Origin of the sequence: Bradyrhizobium sp. STM 3843, assembly GCF_000239815.1 — a bacterium.
In the GTDB taxonomy this organism is placed as follows: domain Bacteria; phylum Pseudomonadota; class Alphaproteobacteria; order Rhizobiales; family Xanthobacteraceae; genus Bradyrhizobium.
The window spans coordinates 1-24,258 of record NZ_CAFK01000024.1 but is presented as its reverse complement, the minus strand read 5'-3'; the positions used below and the strand labels follow the sequence as shown (position 1 = coordinate 24,258).

Genomic DNA, 24,258 nt, shown 5'->3' with positions numbered 1-24,258 from the left:
AACAATCGTGAGTATCAGCGTTTCCGCCCGGTCAGCTTGCCCCCGGTACGAAGCGCGCGCGATCCGTCATTCGTCCAGCAGATCCAAGAACTGTTCGACCCTTCGCAAGGCATGCTCGCTGCTCCGTCCGGCAAAGATGATCCGATTGCCGTCGCGCTGCAGCGAGCGTGAATATGACTTCCGGAGCTTCCCCGCGAGCATCGTTGCGGCAATCGCCTCCGGTCCGACATCAAGACGCATGATCCCCCGCTCCCTGCAATTGACCCTGAGCTTGGCGACAGCGAAAAAATTGTTAGCCGCAGGCGGCAACTTGCCGAACCGGCGGTGCGTTTCATCCTCGAGCTCCTCCAACTCCTCATCACTTCGGCACCGAGCAGCTCGAGCATAGATTTCAAGCCTGACCGCCTCCGACTGCACATAGTCCGAGGGAAGCAGCTGGGCGATCGGCAAGTTCAGCTCCGGGACCCAGAGTGCGCACATTCCGTCGCGATCTCCCTCCAGGGCAAGGGTCAGCAGATGGCCGTAGAGAGTCGGACCGAACACCTGCATGTGACCGGACTGTCGATCCGAGAGCATGTCGCCGCCGCCACGGAGGTCGAGATCGCGCGCGCTGATCGCAAAACCCGCGCCCGGGCGATTCAGCTCCTCGAGAACGGCTAGCCGCTTTTCCGAGCGGTCGGAGCCGCCCTCCGTCAGAAAATGCGCAAACGCCCGGATACCGCCGCGCCCCACCCGCCCCCTGAGCTGATGCAGTTGCGCCAAGCCAAATCTTTCCGGCCAGCACACCACGATGGTGTTTGCACGCGGGATGTCGAGCCCGCTTTCCACGATGTTGGTCGCAAGCAATACGTCGGCCTTGGCTTCGACGAATTCCATCAACCTCTCGTCGATCTCATCTGCAGGCAGCTTGCCGTGAATCGTGATGATACGTAGTTCAGGCGCCAGCGAGTGGATATTGGCCAGCATGGGATCCAGATCCTGGATCCGGGGACAAATGACGAAACTCTGACCGTTGCGCCTATGCTCGCGGACCAGGGCAGCGGCGATCGCAATGTCCGAAAGCGGCGCCACCTTGGTGACGACCGGAACACGATGAACCGGCGGAGTTGCGATCACGCTGAGATCCCGCAAGCCGGTCAAGCCGGCTGCAAGTGTGCGGGGGATCGGTGTCGCGCTCATCCAAAGCCGGTGACCGTTCTTGTTGAGACCCGACAGCATGGCTTTTTCGGCCGCCCCGAAATGCTGCTCCTCGTCGATGATGATCAGGCCAAGATCGGCAAACTTCACTTCCTTCGCTGCCAGCGAGAGAGTCCCGACGACAACCTTGAGCTCTCCGCTCCTGAGTCCCTCTCTCACCTGCCGCGCCTCGGCAGCCGACGCGACCCGCGACAGATTTCCGACCTCGATGCCGAGCGGCGCAAAGCGCTTGCGGAACGTTTCGACATGCTGTCGTGCCAGCACCGTCGTCGGCACGACGATCGCAACCTGCTTTCCTGCAAGCACGGCGGCCGCCGCTGCGCGCAATGCCACCTCGGTCTTACCGAAGCCGACATCACCGCAGACGATACGATCCATCGGGTGCCCCGAGGCAAGGTCATCCAGGACGTCGCGGATGGCTTTGGCTTGATCGGGGGTGGTGAAATACGGAAAGCGGGCGACGAACTGTTCATAGCTGGCAGGGCGCGGCACGAGCTTCGCTGCCGGGCGCCGCCGGCGCTTGCTCATCTGCTTGGCGAGCTCCTTGGCGACGACGTGAACCTCGGTCTCGGCAGCAGCTCGCCGCGGCCGCCATGAGCTGCCGTCGGCCTTATCCAGCGAAGTGTCTCCGAGCTCAGCAGCGTACGGCCAGGTCAGGGCCAATTCCGCGAGAGGCACCAGAACGGCGTCGTTTCCGGCAAACACCAACCTGACCATCTCGCGCGCGGAGAGATCTCCCGTGCCCATTGACCGCAAACCGCCAAGGCGGGCCAGCCCGCGTTGCAGGTGGACGACCACGGATCCGAGTTCGGGCAGGTCCACCGCATCGAAGCCTGGCGTCCATGCCCAGTTCGCCGGTTGCGGTTGATGCGCCCTGCTGCCGAGCACGTCGGCAGCAGTGATGACCACGAGCGGCCTCCTTCCGGGAACGACAAAGCCGGCATCGAAGCCGGCCAGCATCGCGGCCTCCCGCCTGCCCTTCGCTGTCGCCTGCGCCCAATCGGGGACGCATTCGGCCTTGACAGCGCTCATCCGGGCCATGAGACGCAAATCTGCGTCCACCGCGGCGACGAACAGCAGACGTGCGTCACCACGCTGGGCTTCCTCGATAAACGCTCGCAGCGCCTTCCGCGGAGAAGCTTCCTTGTAGAACTCCGGCGTCGCCCGATACGGAGCAGTCGGGGGCAGCAGGGCGATCCTCTTCGCCGCTTGATCCCATTCGCGCTGGCTCAAATATGCGCGATCACGCTCGCCAGAGGCGGCCGCATCCTCGATCGTGCTCAGCCAAGTGTCGGCGTTCCTGGGCACAGCGGTGTCGGCAATCCACTTGGCGCGCGCGCAGTAGTCGAAGAGGTCAGCCTTTTTCGGAGCACGGTCCTTGAACGCCAGGCGCTCGGACATTGGATCGATCAGGAGCTCTTTGTGTTCGGAAATCACCTCCTGATCCATCGGGTTGAAGGCTGCGATCCGCCGTATCCTGCCTCCGGAATGCTCGATTCTGAAGGGGCCGAGCGCGCCGGCTGGAAAGATCTCGAACGTATTGCCGTGAAACAGAACGCCACCGGGATAGTCTGGACTGTCGTCCAGATCATATCCGAGAGCACCAAAGCGGACCTGGAGATCGTCTTCGGAATAGACGCCCCCGGTGCGAAGCGGCAAGCCGATTCGAGACCAGTTCGCCGGCAGCGGCAAGCGCTCCATCATTGCTTCCGCCGTGGTGATCAGCAGGATCGACTTCTTCGCGCCGGCGAGACGTCTTAACGTGGAGCTCCGCCTGCCCGCGATATCACGTGACGGCTCAAGCTGATCGAATGGCAGCGTGTTCAAACGCGGGTAGACGAGCACATCACACGTTGGCTCGATGACCTGGATGATGGAACCCAACCGCTCGGCCCGGCGCTCATTCTCGGCGAGAAACACAAGACCGCTGCGGCCCGACGTACGCCACTGGGTCACGAGATGCAGTGCCAACATCCCCAATGGAGATGAGGAGGAAACGCCGATTCGGGCTGGCGCCGCCTTCTTAGGTGCAGCGGAGGCCTTCTTCCGCGGAGCAGCCTTCTTTGGTGACGTGGAGTGCTTTGGTGAAGCGGTCTTTCGCTGCGCTGGGCTGCGAGGGGTACGAAGAACAGAGGGCAAGGGGGTCTCATGCGTGATCTGCAAACGCCAGGGAACCCCCCAGCGAATCTGCCCCGAGCTTTAACGGATTCGGTCGTTCAAAGGGACCCAAACTTCGGGGGGCTTGATCACCGCGTTGGCTTGAGCTCGAAGGTGTCACCAAGCAGCATCAGCAGCGCCACTCGCATCCCCGGAAAGCGGCGCGCAAGCATGAACAATCCGCAGACCGACCGATTGCAGCCGTTCCCCGCAAAAGCAGATCAGCGCATGTGGTATTCCGCCTGGGTTCTTGGTGTCGGCTTCGCGTCTTGCTCGCCATCATGAACGCATTGTCAGGGTGGACCGAAGATGTGCGATGCGCCAACAACGAAGCACACCACTGAGATGGCCTCGCTTGCCGAAGCTGAGACGCTGCTCAACCTGCCCTGCCTGTTTGACCGCGTCATCCTCATGTTGGTTGGAACGCTTTATCCGCCGCTTCTGGCAGATGCCACGCGACGCGTTAGCCACCTGTCGGTTGGCCTTGCGTTCTGCGCGATGAGCGCAGGTGTCGTTCGCCGCGTCGGATTCGTTCCGTGCTCCAGCTGGCTTCGATGGCTGTTCTCCGCTTGCGAACAGGTTCAACGCACGTAGGAGCGTGCGGCACGGGGCCAGGGCTCACGACGTGAGCTCGCTGGATAGCGGTTTGCAATCTCGCTGTCGTCTCCCCGGTTTGACTTGGCGCAATGACCAACAGAGTCACTCACGCCATCTTGTTCCGGAAACATGAACTGAGGGTGGCTCAATGATTAGGACGGTGTTGCTGGCGGCCGCCATCGTTGTCGCCTCTGCAACCTCGGCGCTCGCGCAGGGCACTAGGGTTGTCTCAGCCCAATGTGCGACCGACATTCAGACCTTCTGCGCGGGTAAAGGGCACGGTTCGGGCCAGACCCGGAGCTGTCTGGAGGCCAATCGGGACAAAGTGTCCGCCGATTGCCGTCACGCGCTTGATACGACCGGGCCAGGGCGAGGCAGACGTTCCAACCGATAGGGATCGAGGACCACTCCGGGAGCGCCTGTAGACTTGATCCGAGCATTTGCATCTGGCAGGTCGGCCAGCGGCTGCTCTATTTTCGGCTGGACGCGACTGGAATGCGCAAGGAAGATTGGACCAAGGCGTTTCCGCCGCTGCAGCAGTTGCCGCCTGAGACAGTCGAGCGACTACGCGCCGGGAGCCTGCTCGTCGAACTGCCTGAAGGCAGCCGTATCTTCGGGCCAGGGCAGGCCCCGGAGTCCTTCCTGCTGCTGCTCGCAGGGACGATCCGCGTGCAGCAGACCTCGGAATCCGGCCGTGAGATCGTGCTCTACCGGGTGCACGCCGGCGAGAGCTGTGCGCTGACGACGGCCTGCCTGATGGGCTACGAGGAATATCAGGCTGAGGGGATTGCAGAGACCAAGGTGCGGGCGGTTGCGATTCCACGGCTGCTGTTCGATGATTTGATCGCAACCTCACGCGCATTCCGGCAGTTCGTGTTCACGGCCTTCAGCCGGCGAGTGACCAATCTGTTCCGGGTGATCGAGGAGGTTGCGTTTGAGCGCATCGACGCCAGGCTCGCGCAAAAACTCCTGGCACTCGCTGGGAACAACGCGCAGATCGTCGCCACGCACCAGGAGCTCGCCAACGAGCTCGGTAGCGTCCGCGAGGTGATCAGCCGCCAGTTGAACGAGTTTGCGCGGCGCGGCTGGATCAAGTCACTGCGCGGGACCGTTGAAATCACCGAGAAAGCGGCACTGTCCCGGCTGGCTCAGCACAGTTGATCCGCCAGATATGAACACCTGCCCGCCTCGGTGACTTAGTTACATACGGAAGGCCGGTCGCGCCCTAGGTTTTCGCCCATCACGGAGCAATGGGAGCGCCAAATGGCACAGAATATCGGAAAACTCGACCGGACGATCCGCGTCATCGTCGGGGCGGCCGTCCTCAGCTTGGTCTTCGTCGGACCCAAGACGATGTGGGGCCTGTTGGGGCTGATTCCTCTTGGCACCGCACTGATCGGGTGGTGCCCGCCCTATGCGATGCTGGGAATCAGCACCTGCGGAACGAAATCAAGCTCAGCGACATAGCGATTCGCATCTCGTCTGGCGGTGCGGCCGAAAGACGGCCGCATCGCCGGTTGAACTGCCTGAAGCAAGAAGCGTCCCGACCGCCTCGATCCAACAGTGGAGGAGATAATGTCCTACCCCATCGATACCGGCGTAAAACCGAAGGTGGCGGGCTTCTTCGATCCCGACACCAGCACGATCAGCTATGTCGTGCAGGATCCGCAGTCGGCGTCATGTGCGATCGTCGATCCGGTGATGGACATCGACTATGCGGCCGGCCGGATCAGCTTCAAGTCCGCAGATATTGTAATCGATTATGTCAGAACCAACGGGCTGACGCTCGAATGGCTGATCGAAACGCACGCCCATGCCGATCACCTCTCGGCCTCGCCCTATATCCAGGAGAAGCTTGGCGGAAAGATTGGGATCGGCGACCATATCCTGACCGTCCAGGAGACGTTCGGGAAGGTCTTCAACGAAGGCACGGAATTTCGCCGGGACGGCAGCCAATTCGACCGGCTGTTCAAGGACGGCGAGACTTATACGATCGGCAACATGACCGCTTTTGTGATGCACACGCCAGGACACACGCCCGCTTGCGCGACGCATGTGATCGGCGACGCAGCATTCGTCGGTGATACGCTGTTCATGCCTGATGGTGGGACCGCTCGGGCGGATTTCCCGGGCGGCAACGCGCGGACGCTGTTTCGCTCGATCCGGAGGATCCTGGAGACGCTGCCGCCGGAAACCCGACTGTTCATGTGCCATGACTACGCGCCAGACGGACGGGACGTCCGGTGGGAGACGACGGTGGGCGAAGAGCGGGCCGCGAACATCCACGTCCGCGACGGCGTGACCGAGGACGAGTTCGTCGCCATGCGCGAGGCGCGTGACAAGACGCTTGGAATGCCGCGGCTGATCATTCCCTCGCTTCAGGTCAATATCCGCGCCGGGCACCTGCCCCCGCCCGATGCGAGCGGCAAAACGTTCCTGAAGGTCCCGATCAATGCTCTCTGAGGTGATGCCGGCTTACCCTCAGCGAGCCCCTGCGGCCCGCCACGTCAGGCAACTGCCCGATGCCGCGCGGCTACGACATCGGGCAAAATTAGCGCGTGGATTTCAGGTGACCTGCCCGCCCCGCGCGCGCCAGCCGCTCATCCCGCCGGCGTAGTGGCAGACATCCTGCCGACCAGCGGCAAGCGCGCTCCGCAGCGCCTTGGCCGACCGGCCACCTGCCTGGCAGATCAAGACAACGGACTTGCCTTGCGCAAGCCGCGCAGGATCGAATTGCGATAGAGGATGATTGATCGCGCCAGGAATATGCCCGCTCTTGAACTCATGCGGCTCGCGGACATCGACGATGACACAGCTCCGCTCCTGACGGGCTCGGACCAGTTCGTCGTGCTCGATCACCGGCACGCTCGCCGAGCCCATCAGCTTGTTCAAAAATCCAGACAGCATCGTTTCGACCTTTCTCTTGTGCGGACGCCGACGCCGCGAAACGCCGTCGGCGTGCTCGTCCTGGCCTAGTTCCGCCTTTGCTTGGCCTCAGTGGATTCGACCCAGAGGAAGAACGCGCCGGCCAGAATGGCGAGCGCCGCGAACCAGACCGCATCCGGCACGCCGGTGAGGTCAGGCAGTCGCAACTTGCCGAGCGCCCAGACGTTGAGAATATGCGCCTTGAGCCAGTCGAAGCTCAACGCATAGAGAATGGCACCCGCAATCATTCCTAGCGCGCCGACGGCGGCATGAACGCTGCCGGTCGCAATGGCGCCGAGCGCAGTGCCCGGACAATAGCCATAGACGACCATGCCGATGCCGAACAGCGCCGCGCCGAGCGCGACCGCAAGCATGTTGGCATCCTTGACGTAGTACTTGGTGTTGCCGGTATCGACCAGCAGCAGCACGCCGACGCCTCCGACCACGATCGCGGTGCCCATGACTTTGAGCACGGTGAAATCACGCAGGCGGAATTGATTTTCGATCACATTGCAACTCGTGACTTTGCCACGTTGCAGCAGAAAGCCGAATACAGTCCCCATCAGAAGCGGACCGAGAACGCTTGCCAGTGCGGTCATGATCTCATCCTTTCACGATTTGCGGAACATGATGCGCGACACCAACAGGCCGGTCGCAAACATCACGACGAGGAAGAGCCAACTGGACACCGCAAGCTGCAGACCACCGGAGATGCCGTGCCCGCTGGTGCATCCGCCGGCCAGACGCGCGCCATACATGATGACGATGCCGCCGAGGAAAGCCGCGATGAACCGTTTGAGGACGGACGGTCCGAAGCGCTCCTTCCAGACCTCAGGCACCAACTCCAGCCGCCAGGTTCCCGACAGGATCGCAGACAGGAAGGCACCAAGCGGAATGCCGACCAAAAACCAGACCCCATAGTCCCACTTCAGCGGCATCGACTTCCAATAGCTGTTCGCGGCGACTGCATCGGTACCCATCACCGGAATCGCAAACAGTGAAGCCACGCGCGAATAGGCCGTGGTGACGCCCAGAGGATCTCCAAACGCCGCAAATGCCACCCAGCTCAGAACGCCAATTCCGGCGCCGACCAGATAGGGTGACCAGTTGATCCATCCGGACTTCTTGGTATCGCGGACTATGACGTCCGTCATCATCGTCATAGCAATGTCCTCCCTGCCTCTGGCAGCCTCCTTGCTGCCGTCCCGGCATTATATATTCATATCTTCGAATTTGTGAAGATAATTATGATGCCGCACGGCCGGCGAGATCGCCGGCCTGCTGTGCCGGTTTCCGGGACATGGTCCACCGGTCGACCACGAGATCGGTCATCACCGCCCCGATCCACATTCCGCCCAGCACCAGCCAGGCGGTCAGCGCGAACACGGAAGCTCCGGTGACGCCAGCGCCGACGGCGCAGCCTCCGGCCAGCATCGCACCGAACCCCATCAGCACGGCGCCAACCAGATAGCGCCGCATCCCGCGTCCGTCGAAGAAACCCTCGAGATTCAGCTCATGGGCAAGCGCGGCTGCCGCGAACGACCCGAGAAAGACTCCGGGTATGACGCCGAGATCGAAGTCGGGCCTCAGATGCGGGCTCGCAAGAACCTGCATCAGCAGCTCGGCCGATGGGCCGCTGAAGGTGAGACTCTTCAACGTCACCGGCGCAAAAGAGGCCTGGCCGAGCTGGTAGGTGAAGAGCCAACCCGCAACCACGGCCACACCGGTCGCAACGGCAGCCAGGGTCACACGCAGCCCGATCCGGAACCGCGCGACACCTGCGAGCCCTGCAAGCAGCCAGAGCAGGCTGAAGCCAAGCTTCTCGGGCGTGCCGCCGCCGATCACGCTCATGATGTCGCGGGACGGGCCACCATCGACCAGCCAGAGACTGGTCAGCCACTCCCGTGCTGGCGCAAGCAGGCCACGATAAGCCGATTGTGCCGTCACTGCGAACACGAGCCCCGACAGCAGCGCCCGCAGATTACCGTTGGCCGACAACACCAAGAGCCGGCTCGCGCAACCGCGCGCCAGAATCATGCCGCAGCCGAACATCAGCCCCCCGATCATCGCGCCGGAGATGCTGCCCTGCTGCGCGAGCTGGCGCGCTTCGGAGACATCAAGCAGGCCTGCCGCGACGAACGCCTGGGTGCCGAGCAGCGCCGAGGCGAATGTCAGCAGCCAGACCGTCAGACGTGCTCCGCCCTGCCCGCGCGAGAATTCGATCGTCGCGGCTCGCAAGCAGAACCGGCTGCGCTGCGCGAAGAAGCCGAACAATCCTCCGACCAGAAGCCCGCCCAACAGCGAGACGAGCTCTTCGCCGAGGAGATCGACCGCTTCATTGAGCAAGGGAATGCCTCGTGCTTGCGCTTGCCGGCTACGGGCGCAGGTAGGCGTAGCCGTCCTGCTGCAGCTCCGTCAATCGGACGACGCCGCCCTTCTCGGCGACGATAAACCCATCTGTCAGGTCGTCGAGCTTCACGCCCTGCGCCTTCATGGTGTTGGCACAGGCCTCGAGCGCCGTTCCGCCTTTGATCAGACGAGCCGCGAGCTCCGCGATGTTGGGCTCGATGGAAATCGCGTGGAAAGCACGCAAAGCCGGCCCGTGCACAACCAGTCGGATGTCGGCCTTGCCGGGTCCGCCGGTGCCGTCGATATGGTTCTGGATGTTGCCGAGCACGAACAGCACGCGGTCTTGGTCCGACAAATGGTACGCAACGCGTTGCCGCGGCCGTTCGGGACCGGCCGCCTGGGCCCGGTTGGCGCCCAGCACGCCAACCACGGCCGCAAGGCCCGCGCGCATGATCGATCGTCGTTCCATGACATCCTCCTGACGCGCCGCTCTGACCAAGCTTCCGCCACTCAAGGGCGCACGATAGTCCAGTGCTTTTCCGCCAAATCCATCATAGTGGCAACACCCGTCTCGACCACCGTGACTCCGGGCAGCAGCGGGGGCGAGGCACCTTCCTTGCGAGCAAGCGTCTCGAGCGTGTTGCCGCAGGCAACGAAACTGACGTTCGGCATCGACTTGGCAAAGCCCGTGAGGCGCTCCTTGACCGGCGAGCGGTCGGCCAGCATCATGTCGAGCCCGCCGTTGAAGGCGACGACGACGATGTCGACCTCCTCGCCCTGGCCGGTATAGTGGCGCGAGACATTTGCCGCCACGTCGAGCACGGCATGCATTTTCACCGGGTCATCATCGCTGATCTGAAGCACCAACCTATGCGGTTCGGTCGCCAGAAGCGGTCCAGCGGTAACGATCAAAAGCCCGGCGGAGATGATCGCCGAAATAAGACCCCGACGGCTTTGGGTCCTTCCGGTCACTCGACCCCTCGGGATTTTCCCTCCTTGGCATCCTCTGGCGTGACGTCGACCGCGGTCGCGCGCCCAGTGATCTTGACCGGCGCAATGCAGTCCTTCATGCACGGGTCCTTCTGCCAGAACGCCTTTTCACTGGTGGCGCGGTCGTCCATGATGAAGCCGGCTTCGTTCGGCATCTTGATCGAGGCAAGGTTCTTGTTGTTGAGCTCGAAGTTCTGATCGGTGACGACGTCGTTGAGGTACAAGACGTAGGCGACGAGCGAATAGTAGTCGTCGACACTGAGCGTCTCGGCATTGCCGAACGGCATCGCGTGCCGCACATAGTCGAACACGGTCGACGCATAGGGCCAGTAGGATCCGACCGTCTTGACCGGATTGTCGGCCGTCAAGGATCCCTTGCCGCCCGCGAGCACCGGCCAGCGGCCGTTGCCCTCGCCGAACTCGCCATGGCAGGTCGCGCAATTGTCCATGAACAGCTTCTCGCCCTGAGCCACGGTGCCCTTGCCGACCGGCAATCCCTGTCCGTCAGGACGCACATCGATATCCCAGCCGCGGATCTCCTCCGGTGTCGGCGCCCGACCGATATCGTAGTGCGGAGCCGGTTTCGCTTCGCCCTTCAACTCGGTTGATCCGCCCGCGAACGCGGCAGACCCACTCAAGCAGGCCAGCACAAACGCAACGACAAGCTCAGGCGACTTCAACATTCTCGACCTCACCGTTGGCCTGCACGTGCCAGGTCTGGATGCCATTGTTGTGATAGATGGAGTTGTAGCCGCGCACCTTGCGCAGCTCCGCCTTGGACGGCTGCACATAGCCGGTCTCGTCCTGTGCGCGCGACTGCAGCAGCAGCGGCTGCCCGTTCCAGTCGAACTCGTAGTAGAAGCGGGTCAACGCCTTGTCGAGCACCGGACCGTCGAGCCGCGCCGGCCACCAGTTGCGTCCGCCATCGAGCGACACATCGACCCGCTTGACCTTGCCATTCCCAGACCAGGCGAGACCGGACAAAACGGTGAAGCCCTTGCCGTGCTTGATCGGCGCCTGCGGACTGGGATTGGTGATCACGGATTTCGTATCCATCACCCAGGTGAAGCGCCGCGCCTTTCCGTTTGGCAGCAGGTCGGTGTATTTCGAGGTTTCCTCGCGGGTCTGCCAGGGTTGATCGCCGACCTTGATCCGGCGCAGCCACTTGACCCAGAGATTGCCCTGCCAGCCCGGCACGACGAGCCGCATCGGATAGCCCTGCTCGGGATAGAGCGCTTCGCCATTCATTTTGTAAGCAACGATGCAGTCGTCGAGCGCCTTCTCGATCGGCAGGCTACGATCCATCGCGGCCGAGTCAGCACCCTCGACCAGCAGCCATTTGCCGTTGCTCTTGACGCCGACCTCCTCCAGCAGCGTTCGCAGCGACACGCCGGTGTACTGCACGCAGTGGACCATCCCGTGGGTGAACTGACAGCCGTTCAGCTGAGCCCCGCGCCACTCCATGCCGGAATTTGCCGCGCATTCCATGAAATGGATGCGGTTGACGCGCGGATAACGCTTCAATTCGTCCAGGGTCAAGATCAACGGGCGCTCGACGAGGCCGTGGATCATCAGGCGATGATCGGCCGGATCGATGTCGGCCATGCCGCCATGATGCCGCTCGAAGCACAGGCCGTTGGGCGTGATGATGCCCTCGAGCTCATGCAGCGGCGTGAAACTGACTGAGGATTCACGCGAAGCCGTCAGCCATTCGACGTCGCGCCGGATCACGTCCTTCTCGAATTTCGACGGCTTGCCATAGGGGCGCACGGCGACGCCCTCGCCGAGCGATCGCGTCCACTCCGGCACGTTCGGCGGCTGGTTCGCCGGGTTGCCGCCGGCGCGCGCCGCTGGCGCAAGCGCCGATGCTGCGAGTCCGCCGGCTGCAGCGAGAAAGCCGCGCCGAGATTGGCGAGCAATCGAGGTTGATTGAATCTTGTTGTCCTTGGACATCGTCCTCTAAACTCCGGTGACTTTGACGGCGCGGTTGGGTTCGAGACGAATGGTCTTCTGCCGCTGCAAATAGGAGGACACGACCTCCCAGATCGGCGGCCCCTGCGTGCCTTCATTGACGCTGGCCCAGCCAGCGACCTGATATTCGCGCGACGGATCGATCGCAGCGCCGGTCTTGATCAGCCGCATGTCGGAGATGCGTTGCCCCTGCGGCTTGTTGATATCGATGGCGTAAGACATGCCGCCGATGCGCACCATGTCGCCTCCCTGCTGATAATAGGGATCGACATTGAACAGGTTGTCGGCGACATCCTCGATGATCTCCTTGAGCCGCGCTCCGGTCATGCCCATGCGGTACACGGCGGGATAAGTGATCGCGGTCGCGTTGGTCACATCCTCGAAGGTGATATCCTGGCCCGGCATCACCGTGGTGCCCCAGCGGAAGCCGGGCGATAGCGCGATCTCCGCGTCGCGCTCCTGCAGCAGCGCCTGGCAGATCAGATCGTCGAACGTACCGTTGAAATTGCCGCGGCGATAAAGCAGCGTCTCGGTGCGGCCCAGCGCGCGGCCGAGCTCGGCTGCGAACGGCTTGCGCACCTCGGCGATCTTGGCGGCCATCTGTGCGTCGGGCGTGATGACGTCCGAGAACAGCGGAATCAGCTTGTAGCGGTAAGCCTTGACCTCGCCGTCCCTGACGTCGAGATCGAGCCGCGAGACGAACTTGCCGGACGAGCCGGACGCGATCAGCAGGGTCTTGCCGACCTTGACCGCCTCCGGGAGCGCATCATGCGTGTGGCCGGTGAGGATGACATCGAGGCCCCTCACGCGGCTTGCGAGCTTACGATCGACATCGAAGCCGTTGTGAGAGAGCAGCACCACCAGATCGGCGCCCGCCTTGCGGGCCTTGTCGACCTGCGCCTGCACATCCTCCTCGCGTACGCCGAACGACCAGTTCGGGATCATCCAGCGCGGATTGGCGACAGGCGTATAGGGAAACGCCTGGCCGAGAACTGCGATCTTGGCGCCGCCGCGCTCAATCGTCGTGGACGCCTCGAAGGCAGGCTCGTTCCATTCGGTATCGCGAATGTTGAGGCCAAGGAATGGGAAGCCGAGTGCATCGACGGCCTGCTTGACGCGTTCGGTGCCGTAGGTGAACTCCCAATGTCCGGTCATCGCGTCCGGCTTCAGGAGCGCCATGCAGTCGATCATGTCCTGGCCGCGGGTCTGCAACGACGACCACGAGCCCTGCCAGGTGTCGCCGCCATCAAGCAGCACCACCCGATCACCACGTTCGGCGCGGATTGCCTTGATCACAGTTGCGGCCCGATCGAGCCCACCGATCTGCCCGTAGGTTTTGGCCAGCGCCTCGAAATCCTCCGAGGTCAGCGCGTAGGCGGCCGATGAGCCCGGCGCGACGCCGAACCGCGCTAGAAAATCGCGGCCGGTTATATGCGGCGGCTGGCCTTTGGCATCGCCAACGCCGAGATTGGTCGACGGCTCCCTGAAATAGAGCGGCATCAGCTGGCCATGGATGTCAGTCACATGCACCAGGGTCACGTTGCCGAGCGGCTCGAAAGCCAGGAGCTCCTTCTCAGTCAGCTTCTGCTGGGCGAAAGCCCGCGTCGCAGTGCCGCCGGCTCCGGCCGCCAGCGCGGCGGTCGCAAGCGCAACCTGAACGAACTCGCGACGTGAAATCATCGCTCTCTCCTTACGACCGGGGGTTAGTTGCGGACCGAGGGCGTCTCGACCGGAAGGCCGATGCCGCGCCACGCCACATACAGTTCGAGTGCAAGGAATTCGTCCGACAGCGGCTTGTACGGCACTCCACGGACGTCGAACATGCAGCCTTCGAACCGCTCATGGAGCGGGATCAGCCGCTGGTCGCGCAGCCGGTAGGTGGGAAAGCCGTTGCTCTGGCCCTGGCTCAGGAAATCCGCCCGCAGGAACTTGCCGTTGTTCTGCTCGTGACAGGACGCACAGGCGAGATCCAGCTGCCCGACGCGCGTGTAGTAGATCTGCTTGCCTTTCTCGAACCATGGCGACATCGGGCCGTCGGTCTTCACGGTCACCGGCATGCCGCGCGATTGATTGCGAACAAAGGCCGTCATGTCGGTGAGCTGCTGCGACTTGAAAGCCCAGGGCTCAGCCTTCATGTGCTCGCTGCGGCAGATGTTGATCTGCTGCTCCAGATTGACCGGCTTGTTGAGCTTCTCGCTCCACTTCGGCATTGCCGCGCCGACGCCCTTCATGCTGGTCTCAGCGTCGCCGTGGCAACTCATGCACGATTTGCCCTCACTGCCTTCGACCGTCTTCCACATGTCCGTGGCGCGCTCGATCGCCAGGAATCCCGGATTCTCCAAGTCATCGTCCTGCAGGGCGCGCGTCTCCTTGGAGCGATACTCGTAGCCCGAGATGATGGTCTTGAAGACGTGACCGGGAGGCGCCGGAATGCCTTTGCGCTCGGCCTCCTGGCCCGACGCGGCAAATCCCGACAAGACCAGCGCAACTGCAGTCAGCAGGGCAAGTGAATCATAACGCGCGACCATCCGTCCCTCCCGTGGCATTCGGACGTCAGTGAAATCAGGCTTTGAGCGTGATCTTTTCTTCCGCCGTGATCACCGTGCCGTCGTCATCAGTCCAGGCAAACTTGAACGTGCCGGCTTCGTCGACCCGGGCGTCGAACTGGATGTAGGGGTTGGCGGAGATGGCCGGCTCGAGCGCACAGGCAAACACTGCCTTGCCGTTGAACTCGCAGGTGAACTTGTTGATGATCTTGCGTGGAATCGTCTTGCCCTGCGCATCCTTGCGCTGCCCCGATTCCATCAAATGCGACACCAGGGTCTTGATCTGGATGATCTCGCCCTGCTTGGCTTCCTTCGGAAGCTTGATCCGCGGCCTGTCTGCCATATTGTCCTCCCTGTTTTAGCCGCCGCAGCCGCCGATAGTGACCTTCACGGTCTTGCGCTCGGTGAAGAGCGAACCGTCGCTCATTTTTGCCACCGCGATGACGTTCTGGGTCTGCGCGAGCCGGATGCGAATCGATGCTTCGGCCTTGCCGGACAGCGGCGAGAACATCAGTGTGGCGACGCCGCCATTCGGATTGCCGTCGGCTACGAACAGAACTTCCTTGACGTAATTATCCGCGGTCATCGGGCTGTCGACCGTGAGCGATAGCGGCACGGTGTTGCCGTTCTCCGCGATCTCGGGAAGATCGAGCGAGATCTTGCCGCTTGCCGCCTCCTTGCCGCCGGTGAATTTCTTGATCAGCTCGGCCGCGTCATTACTTGGCTCGGCATCTGCGGTCATCGGCATCAGCGTCAGGGCGACGAGACCGCCGCCAAGAAGAAACGCCTGTCGTCTGTTGATTGCGCCCATGCATCCTCCTCAAAAGGCGGTTATTTCAACGTCTCGAGAAACGCGACCACATCCTCGACCTGCGCAGCAGTGAGGATCGACTTGCCGACAAATTCCGGCCTGACCCGGTTGAGCCCCTCGTTCCGGAAGAACGCAGGCATGACAGTGTCGGCGAATATCAGCTTGGGATTGGCAACGATCAGGCGCAGCTGCGCCTCGCTGTAGCGCCCAGCCACCCCATCGAGCGAAGGACCGACCTCGCCATGAAATTCTTCAGATTTCAGGCTCGATACCTGATGACAGGCGAGACAGTTGCCGAGCGTCCGGTTGAGAAACACTTTTTGCCCGGCTTCGGCGCTGCCGGGCGCGCCCGTCAGTGACTTGGGCAGCGCGCCATCGACGACGTCGAGCTTGATGGGCTCTTCGGCCTGCGCCGCAACGGCGAGCAGCAGGCACCCCAAAACGGCCGCAAGCGGGCTCCGCATGTTTCCACCCTGATGCGAGGCTTCCCTCGCCCTGATCGATGGGCTTACGACCCATCATATTCACAAATTATGATATGAGAATGAATCGGCTGTCAAGACGATTTGTGTGCGGCGATGCCGTCAACCTCTCGACGCGGAAAGATATTCGAGAAACGTGCCGTGCTGATAAGCCTGCTCGCGCACGAAGCGGAACATCGCGAGGAAATGCCTCGGCTTCAGATAGCCGGGCGCACGTGCCACCTCGCGCGCCATCGGCTCTTTCTGCGCGAGGCCGTCGGACGAGGACGGAAAGAACTGGAACGTCGGCGTGAAGCGAATCGCGTATTTTTCGGCGAGCTCCTTTTCGCTCGCTTCCTTGCCATCGAAGTCGACGACCTTCCTTGAGCCGATCAGATTCAGCTGCAGCACCTGGAAATTGGCGCGGATGTAGCTCGCGATCTCCTGATCGGCGAAATTGACGAGGTGCGTTTCGCGACAATACGGGCAGCCCCGCAGCTCCCACATGATGGCGAGCCGCTTGCCTTCGGTCGCGGCGGTCTCGAGATCATCGCGCAGATCGAGAAAGCTGCTCAGGAACCATGGCTCATGATAGAGCCCGTCATCGCCGAGCACAGGCTCGGCTTTCGCCGGCAGTTGGGCCGCAGCAGCGATGACCGCGGGCGCCAGCGCGACAAACGCCCGGCGCGTCATTCTCGTCTGCGAAGCTGCCGATACATTCATCCGCTTTACCGAAGCCACGACCTTACGCTACATAATATTCAAATATTAAAATGTGAAAAGGACATTCGATGCTGCATCGCGCCATCATCCTTGCCTTGCTCCTCTGGGCTGGTTGGGGCTCGTGCATCAATGCCGCTGAGACGCCGGACCCGGCCGGGACCATGCAAACGGTCATGGCCAGCCTTCGCGCTGCAGCGAGCTATGCGCGCACCAGCAATCTCGCGCTGGCGCAGGTCGAGCTTGGTGACGCAAGAGGTGCTTGGGACAGTTGGCTCGGCAGTTTCTCCGATCGGCCTGCACCCTACCCGTCTTCGGCCTTGCACGGCCTGCTGATTGCCGGAAAAGACAATCTCGCGCGGGCAAGTGACGCGCTCCGTGCCGGCGACAGCTCGGGTGCAACATCCGAAATTCTGGCATTGCGCCGATCCATTCGAGAACTGAGGCGCGAGGCAGGACTGTTCGAGCTGAACGACTGCGTGTTCGATCTGGCGGCGCCGATGGAGCGGCTACGATCTGCGGCCGTGCGGTTCGGCGAGGCAAAGGCCGGCGCTGAAGAGGTTAAGACTGCTGGCGTGGCTTTGCGCAATCACCTGCAGCGCTGCAACGGCCTTGCCTCGCCCGAGATCGCCAGCGAGGCCGAATTCCGCCGGTTGATGGACGGCGCGATCTCGAGCGCCGGCGAGATCGGCAGTGCGGCGACAGCGGGAGATGCCGGCCTCGTCCATCGCTACCAGATCGAGCTGCAGTCCTTCGTCAACCTGCTCGACTTTCGCTTCGGCTGATCAGCCGATGGTCGAGAGCGCCGGAAACTGCTCGAAGATCCATTCCGAGATGCGCGGGATCACGCCAGATAGAAACGCGATTCCGGTCAGGACCAGGAAGCCGCCCATCGTCTTTTCGATCAGCGCGAGGTGCGGGCGCAGGCCCTTGAGCACGGTCATGAACTGTCCGGTAAAGGCTGCCGCGATCAGGAATGGAACGCCGGTACCGATCGAATAGGCCGACAGCAACAGGGCTCCCTTGCCCACCGTTGCCTCGGCTCCGGCCATCATCAAGACAGCCGCAAGAACCGGTCCCGCACAGGGGCTCCAGCCGAAGGCGAACGCCAGCCCCATGACGAACGCCCCGAGCAGCCCGGCCGGCTTCTGCGCAAGCTGAACCGTGGCACTCCGATACAGGAGCGGGATCTTCAGTAGCCCGAGAAAGTGCAGACCCATGGCGACGATCACAGCGCCGGCGATGACCCCGAGCTGAGCGAGATGGCTGGAAATGAAGCGGCCGAATACCGACGCTGTGGCCCCAAGTCCGACGAAAACCAGCGAGAAGCCGGCGACGAAGCACAGCGCCGAACGGATGGTCTGCCGCCGATGGCTGGCGCTGAGTTCGCCGCCTGCCTCGACCGACACGCCCGCCATATAGAAGAGAAAGGGCGGGACCAGTGGCAGGATGCAGGGTGAAAGGAAAGACAGAAGGCCCGCCAGGAACGCGGCCCCGATCGTCACATCCAGATCCATGTCCTTACAGCCCTCCCCTGGTACATATTCGAATTTAATGATAGATAGAGGACCAAGTCCAGGGTGGTCCGATGCTCCACAAAGTTCTTCGATTTGCCGTTGCCGCACTGGCCGCGTTCTGGCTGCCGGCCCAAGCCTTTGCCGCAGAGCTCGTGATGTTCGAGCGCGCCGGCTGCACCTGGTGCGCACGCTTCGACGCCGAGATTGCGCCGGTCTACGCCAAGACGGACGAAGGGCGGGCCTTGCCGCTGCGCCGGGTCGACCGCGACAAGCCGCTTCCGGACGATCTCGCGGCGATCGACCCGGGCGCGTTCACGCCGACCTTCGTGGTCGTCGACCAGGGTCGGGAAATCGGTCGAATCAGAGGATATCCGGGCGACACTTTTTTCTTTGGGCTTCTCGGCCGTATACTGATCGCCGCGCCAGCGCTTCAGGCCCGCTCTTGAAGGGAAATTAGGAGATCACGACCCCATGCCGCTTCCGAAGCTCAAGGACATCGAAACCTCTGCCGAACTTGAGCAGATGATCGAAAAGGCGCGGGAAGCCAGCGAGATGCTCAAGGCGCTGTCGCACGAATCGCGCCTGTTGCTGCTCTGCATCCTCGCGGAGGGAGAGAAGTCGGTCACTGAACTCGAGCAGTTCCTCGGCGAACGGCAGTCGACGGTCTCGCAGCAATTGGCCCGCCTGCGGCTGGACCGGCTGGTGACGACGCGGCGGGACGGCAAGACGATCTACTACAGCCTGGCGAGCGACGATGTCCGCAAGATCCTCACCGCCATCTACGACGTGTATTGCGAACCGGTGCGCAAGCGAAAGCGCTAATATAACCCGGATGCGACGCTGGATTCCTTGCCGCGGGTGGCGCAGAATGGCGGAAGACAAGCAAGGACATCCGGGGGAATGTTCAGCCAATCTGCCATGATGTTCGCCTGTGGCCTTATTGCCGGTGGCGTGCTTGGCGTCGCAGGACGCGCGGGACGCTTCTGCACGCTGGCGATGCTGGAAGATGCCTTCTTCGGCTCGGATACGCGCCGGCTCAAATCATTCACGTTGGCGGCAGCCGTTGCGCTGGTCGGAACCCAGCTTCTCTCCGCTTTCGGCTTCGTCGACCTTGCTCGTTCGATCTATCTCATCCCATCCATTCCGCTTGGCGGCGCCATCCTCGGCGGCCTTCTGTTCGGCATCGGCATGGCGCTGGTCGGCACCTGCGGCTTCGGAACGCTGGTCCGGATCGGCGGCGGCGACCTGCGCGCCGTCGTGGTCTTCCTTGTGCTCGGAATTTCTGCGCTGGCAGCGATGCGCGGCCTGACCGGCTACCTGCGTCTCGCGCTGACCGAACCACTGTCGTTGCGCCTGCCTGAAGGCATGACCCAGGCGGCGGATTCGCTCTTGTCATTTGGGCTGGGCCGGCTGGCGCAGCCGATCGCAGTTACCGTTGCGGCTGTCGCGCTCACGGCCTGGTCGCTCGCGGATGGGCAACTTGTGAAGTCGCCACGGCTGTTGCTTGCGGGACTCGGCGTCGGGCTTGCGGTCGTATTCGGCTGGTTCGCCACGGGCTGGCTCGGCAACGATGATTTCGACCCGGCGCGTCTTGCCTCTTTGACCTTCGTCGCTCCGCTCGGCAACACGGTACTTTATATCGCCACCATGTCGGGCGCCCACGCCGATTTCTCGATCGGCTCGGTGGCCGGCGTGATCCTCGGCTCCTTTCTCTCGGCGATATTTTCGCGGCGCTTCCGTTGGGAAGCCTGCGACGACGCGCGTGAGTTGAAGCGCCACATGACCGGCGCGCTGTTGATGGGGACTGGCGGAATCATGTCGATGGGCTGCACCATCGGTCAGGGCCTCTCCGCATTTTCCACGCTGGCCGTCTCAGCCCCGATCACGATGCTCGCGATCGCTTGTGGCGCGCGCGTCGGCCTCGAATACACCATGACGGGTGAGTGGCGGCCGGCGCTGCGCAATCTGCTGAGCGTGCACTCCTGGTCGACCAAATAGGTAGGACGCGGCAAATTGGCGTACTCTTCCTCAGCAGAGGGTGACGAGCCTTCGCCCAGCTCTGGAGGGAAGCCAACGGGGAGCTGCCGACCGACCGCTCCAAGCGAGATCGTCAGGTCGATGATTGCCGGAGTCTGCGGCAGCATGGCCCACCTGCTGCTGATGTCCTTCAAATCCTGGTCGGGACTGCTTCCCTCGTTCCAGCCCTATGAAAATCTGCAAGCCACGCTCCACCAGATCACGGGAAGCTCGGTCGATCCGATCGTGCCCTGGGCTCTGTCTTTCCTGAACGGTTCAACCATCGTCGGCGTGGTCTTCGGTCAGCTCTATCGATGGCTGCCGGGCTCCTCCGGCGAAACCAAAGGCGCGGTTTACGGCGTCCTCGGTTGGCTCATCATGGGAATCCTGTTCTTCCCTATGATCGGTCTCGGCGTCTTCGCCACTGCCACGGGGCTCGGCATCGCTCCCGCCCTGTTCTCGCTTGCCATGCTACTCACCTATAGTGTGGTTCTCGGCAGCGTCTATGGTGCGCTCGATCGCGCCGGCCGCTGAATGGCCTTCTCACTCTACCACGTCGATCGGGACGCGCGCTGCATCATGCAGCTCTCACGCCCTCGATGAACCTTCTCACTTCCAGCTTCAGTCGGGCGCTGTCGCCTGCCAGTGACTTCGCGGCCGACAATACCTCGGCGGCCGCAGAGCCGGTCTCGACGGCGCCGCGCTGCACGTCGGTCACGTTGGAGGACACCTGCTGGGTGCCCGAGGCCGCATGCTGAACGTTGCGCGAGATCTCCTGGGTGGCCGCGCCCTGCTGTTCAACCGCCGCAGCAATGGTCGATGAAATCTCCGAAAGCTTCTCGATTGTCGTGCCGATCTCCCGGATGGCGCCGACCGACTGCTGGGTCGCGGCCTGAATGCCGGAAATCTGCTGACCGATCTCGCCGGTGGCCTTTGCCGTCTGCTCCGCCAACGCCTTGACTTCCGACGCCACCACGGCAAAGCCGCGCCCGGCATCCCCGGCACGGGCCGCCTCGATGGTGGCGTTGAGGGCAAGCAGGTTGGTCTGCCCGGCAATGGTGTTGATCAGCTCCACGACGTCGCCGATCCGTGCCGCCGCCTTCGACAGTTCACCGACTTGATCGTTGGTCTTGCGCGCCTGCGCGACCGCCTCGTTCGCCATCCGGGCTGAGTCTTGGACCTGGCGGCTGATCTCTGTGACCGATGCGGACAGCTCCTCGGTCGCGGAAGCGACGGATTGCACGTTGGCAGACGCTTCCTCGGAGGCAGATGTCACCGCAGTCGCCAGCTTCTGCGCGCGATTTGCTGTGTTGCTCAGGCCGTCGGCGTGACCTTCAAGCCCGTTCGATGCCGTCGAAACCGTCTCGACGATCTCTGCAACCACGCTTTCGAAGCGCCTGGTCATGTCATCCAACCGCTTGGCGCGCTCGATCTTCACCCGCGCATCCGTCGCCGCCTCGTCATCGGCTGCCTTCTTGGCGATCAGCGCAGTCTTGAAGACTTGCAACGCATCCGCCATCGTGCCGATCTCCGTCCGTTCGCCACGATGCGGGATCTCAGTCGCGAGATCACCCTGGCCCAGCGCCTGCATCGGCCGCAGAATGGAGGCGATGGATAGAGTGATGTCGCGGACGAACCAGAAGCCGACGACGATGCCGGCCACGACCGCTGTCACGATAATCGCGGACACCATGGTGAATGACTGCGCATAGCCCTGCGCAGCGTTCCGGGTCTCGGCTTCCGCACCTTGATTGTTGAGGTCGATCGCCTTCTTGAGATAGCCGTCAGATTCATTGGCTACGCTGCGGACGGTCTTACGAAACTGTTCGCTTGCCGCGCGCGCCGCGTCGGCGCCTCCCTTCCGGGAGATGTCGAGCACATCGGCCGTCGCCCTGACATATTCGTCCCAGCTTTTCGACCAGTTCTCGAACAGCGATCGCTCCTCGGCAGACGAGATCAGGACAGAATAGGCTTGGCGCGCGTCCGCAATGGAGCCCAGCGTGGCTTTCATGTTCTTTTCGAGCATTGCCCGCTCGTCTGGGCTCTCAGCCGTCATATAGGCGCGGAGCTGCGCTCGGTTGAGATTGATGTCCGACCGCAACTCACCGAGAACGCGGACGCTCGGCAGCCAGCTGTTGGCGATCTGCTCGGTGTGCGCGTTGATCACCTGCATGCCGTGGACCGCCATCGCGCCAAGCAGCGCCATGGCCACCAGCAGCAGCAAAATGACCGCCACCATCTTTCCGCGAATTGAGAGCTGCGACATCAATTTAGCCCAATGGGGTTTATGAGCGACTGCTTGCTACAGCTGGCCCGGATCCGACACTAGCCATCAAAGCTCGCCGAATGGTTAAGATCCAGTACCATACCACCGGTCGTTGCTGTGTCCGGCTTCGACGCAAAGATGTCAGCTGTTCAATGATCTCCGAAATACACGGATTTCGTTCAGGTGTTAGCACAACGATTTTCGACTTCTTCCGACCTGTTACGAGCGTTTCGCGCGGACGCGTCAGGCAGGCGCGTGCTCGCGACGGCCTGTGATCGGCTCCGCCAGCATGCGACGACAACACCTGTGGTCCATGCGGAAGTTCGTGCTCGGCCCGCGGGCCATGCGAGCGCACATGTCGACGTCAGGATCGCGGGGCAACATCGGCATTCAATGCACGCTCTTAACTCCACAGAGGTGTCAGCGCGGCAAGATATCGTGCTCTTCCGCATCCGCTTCGATCCACCAAACGTCTCTCTGACGACAGCAGACGGGCGCGCGGTGCGAACGGCGGATTAGGCTCCGCCAATCCGACCTACGCGCTGTCCGTAAGTCCCCGACACGACACGCGGCGACGGCGTCGAGCGGGCGTGCCTGAACGATCCCGGCATGGTCCGCTTCCCGTGCCGTTACGCGCCTGCGGAATCGCGCAAGGAGCGGAACTGGCGAGATCAGAACTCGTTCAGAATAGACGCTCGTCCTTGCCCGGGGCATCGGACCAGGATTGCACCGTTTCGTCCCTGCCACTATCCTTGGGGCCGGACATGCGCTGGCCCGCATCCAACAGGAGCGCCCCATGCCGACCGCGAGCTTGGCTCCCCTGGACGAGACCATCGGAATCGCGGAGCTGACGCGCGATCCCTATCCGATCTATCAGCGCCTGAGACGCGAAGCGCCCGTGTTGCGGGTCAAGTCCGTGGGCCGGACGTTCCTCACCAAAGCGGCTGATACCAAATACGTGAAGGACAATGCGGCGCTGTTCTCGTCCAACGACCCGAACACGCCGATGAAGCGGGCCTTCCTCGCGCATACGCTGATGCGCAAGGACCACGACGAGCACCGGGCCGAGCGCATGGCGATGATGCCGGCCCTGATGCCGAAGACGATCGAATCCGTCTGGGAGCCGCTCTATACAACATTCGCCGCAGCGTATCTCGACCGGCTGCCGCGCGGCGAGATCGTCGATCTGTTTCCCGCCCTCGCCGGACCGCTGGCCGCGCGCATCCTCGCGCATGTGATGGGCGTTCCGGACGCTGATGATGCGGACATGCAGCGCTGGTCGCAGACCCTGATCGACGGCGCCGGAAATTTTGGCTGGACGCCGGGACCGTTCGATGCGACCGACGTCGCCAATGCCGAAATGGACCGATGCATCCGCGCCAACGCCGGGCGCGTGCGGCGTGAGCCGGATTCGTCCGCGCTCTCCTTCATGGTGAACGCGAAGAACCCGATTCCGGAAAGCCAGATCATCGCCAACATCAAGATCGCGATCGGCGGCGGCATCAACGAGCCGCGCGACGCCCTTCTGACGATCCTCCATGGCCTCCTGACCAATCCGGAGCAGCTTGCCGTCGTGCGCGAACAGAACAAGTGGCGCTCCGCCTTCGAGGAAGGGGTGCGATGGGTGGCGCCGATCCAGGCGAGCTCACGCCTCGTGATGGAGGACACCGAGATTCGCGGCTGCCTGATCCCGAAGGGCGACACCGTGATGACGATCCAGGCCTCGGCGAACCGC

28 protein-coding genes are annotated in these 24,258 nt (G+C 62.7%); 11 read left to right on the top strand and 17 right to left on the bottom strand.

All coding sequences use genetic code 11. The features are described 5' to 3' along the window. Positions 1–66 precede the first annotated feature (66 nt). A complete protein-coding gene (locus tag BRAS3843_RS03710) occupies positions 67–3,171 on the bottom strand; it encodes a DEAD/DEAH box helicase (protein WP_008967381.1) in 3,105 nt (1,034 codons plus the stop codon). A 528-nt stretch (positions 3,172–3,699) separates the two neighbouring features. On the opposite strand from BRAS3843_RS03710, the gene BRAS3843_RS03705 reads away from it, so the two are divergent. The 5 genes from BRAS3843_RS03705 (at position 3,700) to BRAS3843_RS03690 (ending at position 6,414) form a co-directional block, all read left to right on the top strand. Next, positions 3,700–3,948, top strand: coding sequence for a cyd operon YbgE family protein (locus BRAS3843_RS03705; RefSeq protein ID WP_008967380.1), 249 nt, complete (start codon positions 3,700–3,702; stop codon positions 3,946–3,948). Between the two features lie 151 nt (positions 3,949–4,099). Then, a complete protein-coding gene (locus BRAS3843_RS39335) occupies positions 4,100–4,345 on the top strand; it encodes a cysteine rich repeat-containing protein (RefSeq protein WP_008967379.1) in 246 nt (81 codons plus the stop codon). A 101-nt stretch (positions 4,346–4,446) separates the two neighbouring features. Continuing rightward, positions 4,447–5,112: a Crp/Fnr family transcriptional regulator gene (locus tag BRAS3843_RS03700; protein ID WP_008967378.1), complete on the top strand. Its 666-nt coding sequence runs from the start codon at positions 4,447–4,449 to the stop codon at positions 5,110–5,112. Positions 5,113–5,214: 102 nt separating this feature from the next. Beyond that, positions 5,215–5,418: a DUF2892 domain-containing protein gene (locus tag BRAS3843_RS03695; protein ID WP_008967377.1), complete on the top strand. Its 204-nt coding sequence runs from the start codon at positions 5,215–5,217 to the stop codon at positions 5,416–5,418. Between the two features lie 108 nt (positions 5,419–5,526). After that, on the top strand, positions 5,527–6,414 hold the full coding sequence (locus BRAS3843_RS03690) for an MBL fold metallo-hydrolase (RefSeq protein ID WP_008967376.1): 888 nt from the start codon (positions 5,527–5,529) through the stop codon (positions 6,412–6,414). 102 nt (positions 6,415–6,516) lie between these two features. On the opposite strand, the gene BRAS3843_RS03685 is transcribed toward BRAS3843_RS03690, so the two are convergent. From BRAS3843_RS03685 to BRAS3843_RS03620, 14 genes are all read right to left on the bottom strand, one after another. Beyond that, positions 6,517–6,858 (bottom strand): rhodanese-like domain-containing protein, encoded by a 342-nt coding sequence (locus BRAS3843_RS03685; protein ID WP_008967375.1) that lies wholly within the window; start codon positions 6,856–6,858, stop codon positions 6,517–6,519. Between the two features lie 65 nt (positions 6,859–6,923). Beyond that, positions 6,924–7,475, bottom strand: a complete 552-nt coding sequence (locus BRAS3843_RS03680; protein WP_008967374.1) for a YeeE/YedE thiosulfate transporter family protein — start codon at positions 7,473–7,475, stop codon at positions 6,924–6,926. Between the two features lie 12 nt (positions 7,476–7,487). Then, the gene (locus BRAS3843_RS03675; RefSeq protein ID WP_008967373.1) at positions 7,488–8,030 is read right to left on the bottom strand and encodes a YeeE/YedE thiosulfate transporter family protein; all 543 of its coding nucleotides are present in this window, start codon (positions 8,028–8,030) and stop codon (positions 7,488–7,490) included. Between the two features lie 91 nt (positions 8,031–8,121). After that, positions 8,122–9,222 (bottom strand): YeeE/YedE family protein, encoded by a 1,101-nt coding sequence (locus BRAS3843_RS03670; protein WP_008967372.1) that lies wholly within the window; start codon positions 9,220–9,222, stop codon positions 8,122–8,124. A 28-nt stretch (positions 9,223–9,250) separates the two neighbouring features. Beyond that, the gene (locus BRAS3843_RS03665; RefSeq protein WP_035980749.1) at positions 9,251–9,694 is read right to left on the bottom strand and encodes a DsrE family protein; all 444 of its coding nucleotides are present in this window, start codon (positions 9,692–9,694) and stop codon (positions 9,251–9,253) included. Between the two features lie 41 nt (positions 9,695–9,735). Continuing rightward, positions 9,736–10,155: a hypothetical protein gene (locus tag BRAS3843_RS03660; protein ID WP_085966908.1), complete on the bottom strand. Its 420-nt coding sequence runs from the start codon at positions 10,153–10,155 to the stop codon at positions 9,736–9,738. A gap of 38 nt (positions 10,156–10,193) precedes the next feature. Further along, positions 10,194–10,943, bottom strand: coding sequence for a cytochrome c (locus BRAS3843_RS03655; RefSeq protein ID WP_008967369.1), 750 nt, complete (start codon positions 10,941–10,943; stop codon positions 10,194–10,196). Next, positions 10,882–12,168 (bottom strand): sulfite dehydrogenase, encoded by a 1,287-nt coding sequence (gene soxC, locus BRAS3843_RS03650; RefSeq protein ID WP_008967368.1) that lies wholly within the window; start codon positions 12,166–12,168, stop codon positions 10,882–10,884. Before soxC ends, BRAS3843_RS03655 begins: the two co-directional genes overlap by 62 nt. A 6-nt stretch (positions 12,169–12,174) precedes the next feature. Further along, complete coding sequence (gene soxB, locus BRAS3843_RS03645) at positions 12,175–13,866, bottom strand: thiosulfohydrolase SoxB (RefSeq protein WP_008967367.1); 1,692 nt, start codon at positions 13,864–13,866, stop codon at positions 12,175–12,177. A 23-nt stretch (positions 13,867–13,889) separates the two neighbouring features. Continuing rightward, on the bottom strand, positions 13,890–14,714 hold the full coding sequence (gene soxA / locus BRAS3843_RS03640; protein WP_008967366.1) for a sulfur oxidation c-type cytochrome SoxA: 825 nt from the start codon (positions 14,712–14,714) through the stop codon (positions 13,890–13,892). A gap of 34 nt (positions 14,715–14,748) precedes the next feature. After that, positions 14,749–15,075, bottom strand: coding sequence for a thiosulfate oxidation carrier complex protein SoxZ (soxZ, locus tag BRAS3843_RS03635; protein WP_008967365.1), 327 nt, complete (start codon positions 15,073–15,075; stop codon positions 14,749–14,751). A gap of 15 nt (positions 15,076–15,090) precedes the next feature. After that, positions 15,091–15,543 (bottom strand): thiosulfate oxidation carrier protein SoxY, encoded by a 453-nt coding sequence (gene soxY / locus BRAS3843_RS03630; RefSeq protein WP_008967364.1) that lies wholly within the window; start codon positions 15,541–15,543, stop codon positions 15,091–15,093. A 20-nt stretch (positions 15,544–15,563) separates the two neighbouring features. Further along, on the bottom strand, positions 15,564–16,007 hold the full coding sequence (gene soxX / locus BRAS3843_RS03625) for a sulfur oxidation c-type cytochrome SoxX (protein ID WP_008967363.1): 444 nt from the start codon (positions 16,005–16,007) through the stop codon (positions 15,564–15,566). 120 nt (positions 16,008–16,127) lie between these two features. Then, entirely contained in the window at positions 16,128–16,697 is a 570-nt protein-coding gene (locus tag BRAS3843_RS03620) for a thioredoxin family protein (protein ID WP_008967362.1), read from the bottom strand. Between the two features lie 203 nt (positions 16,698–16,900). Here BRAS3843_RS03620 and BRAS3843_RS03615 point away from each other — a divergent pair, with 203 nt between their 5' ends. Then, a complete protein-coding gene (locus BRAS3843_RS03615) occupies positions 16,901–17,509 on the top strand; it encodes a hypothetical protein (protein WP_347379565.1) in 609 nt (202 codons plus the stop codon). Here the strand turns inward: BRAS3843_RS03615 and BRAS3843_RS03610 are convergent, their stop codons facing one another. Further along, the gene (locus BRAS3843_RS03610; RefSeq protein ID WP_008967360.1) at positions 17,510–18,241 is read right to left on the bottom strand and encodes a cytochrome c biogenesis protein CcdA; all 732 of its coding nucleotides are present in this window, start codon (positions 18,239–18,241) and stop codon (positions 17,510–17,512) included. Positions 18,242–18,312: 71 nt separating this feature from the next. Here BRAS3843_RS03610 and BRAS3843_RS03605 point away from each other — a divergent pair, with 71 nt between their 5' ends. The 4 genes from BRAS3843_RS03605 to BRAS3843_RS03590 all read left to right on the top strand — a co-directional run bounded on the left by BRAS3843_RS03605 (position 18,313) and on the right by BRAS3843_RS03590 (position 20,791). Continuing rightward, on the top strand, positions 18,313–18,687 hold the full coding sequence (locus tag BRAS3843_RS03605; protein WP_008967359.1) for a thioredoxin: 375 nt from the start codon (positions 18,313–18,315) through the stop codon (positions 18,685–18,687). 25 nt (positions 18,688–18,712) lie between these two features. Beyond that, a complete protein-coding gene (locus BRAS3843_RS03600) occupies positions 18,713–19,063 on the top strand; it encodes a metalloregulator ArsR/SmtB family transcription factor (protein ID WP_008967358.1) in 351 nt (116 codons plus the stop codon). A gap of 78 nt (positions 19,064–19,141) precedes the next feature. After that, positions 19,142–20,239 carry a YeeE/YedE family protein gene (locus BRAS3843_RS03595; protein ID WP_008967357.1) on the top strand — a complete coding sequence of 366 codons (1,098 nt, stop codon included), beginning with the start codon at positions 19,142–19,144 and terminating at the stop codon, positions 20,237–20,239. Between the two features lie 108 nt (positions 20,240–20,347). After that, positions 20,348–20,791 carry a DUF6789 family protein gene (locus BRAS3843_RS03590; RefSeq protein WP_035980769.1) on the top strand — a complete coding sequence of 148 codons (444 nt, stop codon included), beginning with the start codon at positions 20,348–20,350 and terminating at the stop codon, positions 20,789–20,791. Between the two features lie 43 nt (positions 20,792–20,834). Here BRAS3843_RS03590 and BRAS3843_RS03585 read toward each other — a convergent pair whose 3' ends face one another. Beyond that, complete coding sequence (locus BRAS3843_RS03585; protein ID WP_008967355.1) at positions 20,835–22,523, bottom strand: methyl-accepting chemotaxis protein; 1,689 nt, start codon at positions 22,521–22,523, stop codon at positions 20,835–20,837. Between the two features lie 796 nt (positions 22,524–23,319). Here BRAS3843_RS03585 and BRAS3843_RS03580 point away from each other — a divergent pair. Continuing rightward, positions 23,320–24,258, top strand: a 939-nt coding sequence (locus tag BRAS3843_RS03580; protein ID WP_035980745.1) for a cytochrome P450, incomplete at its 3' end; no start/stop codon positions are given.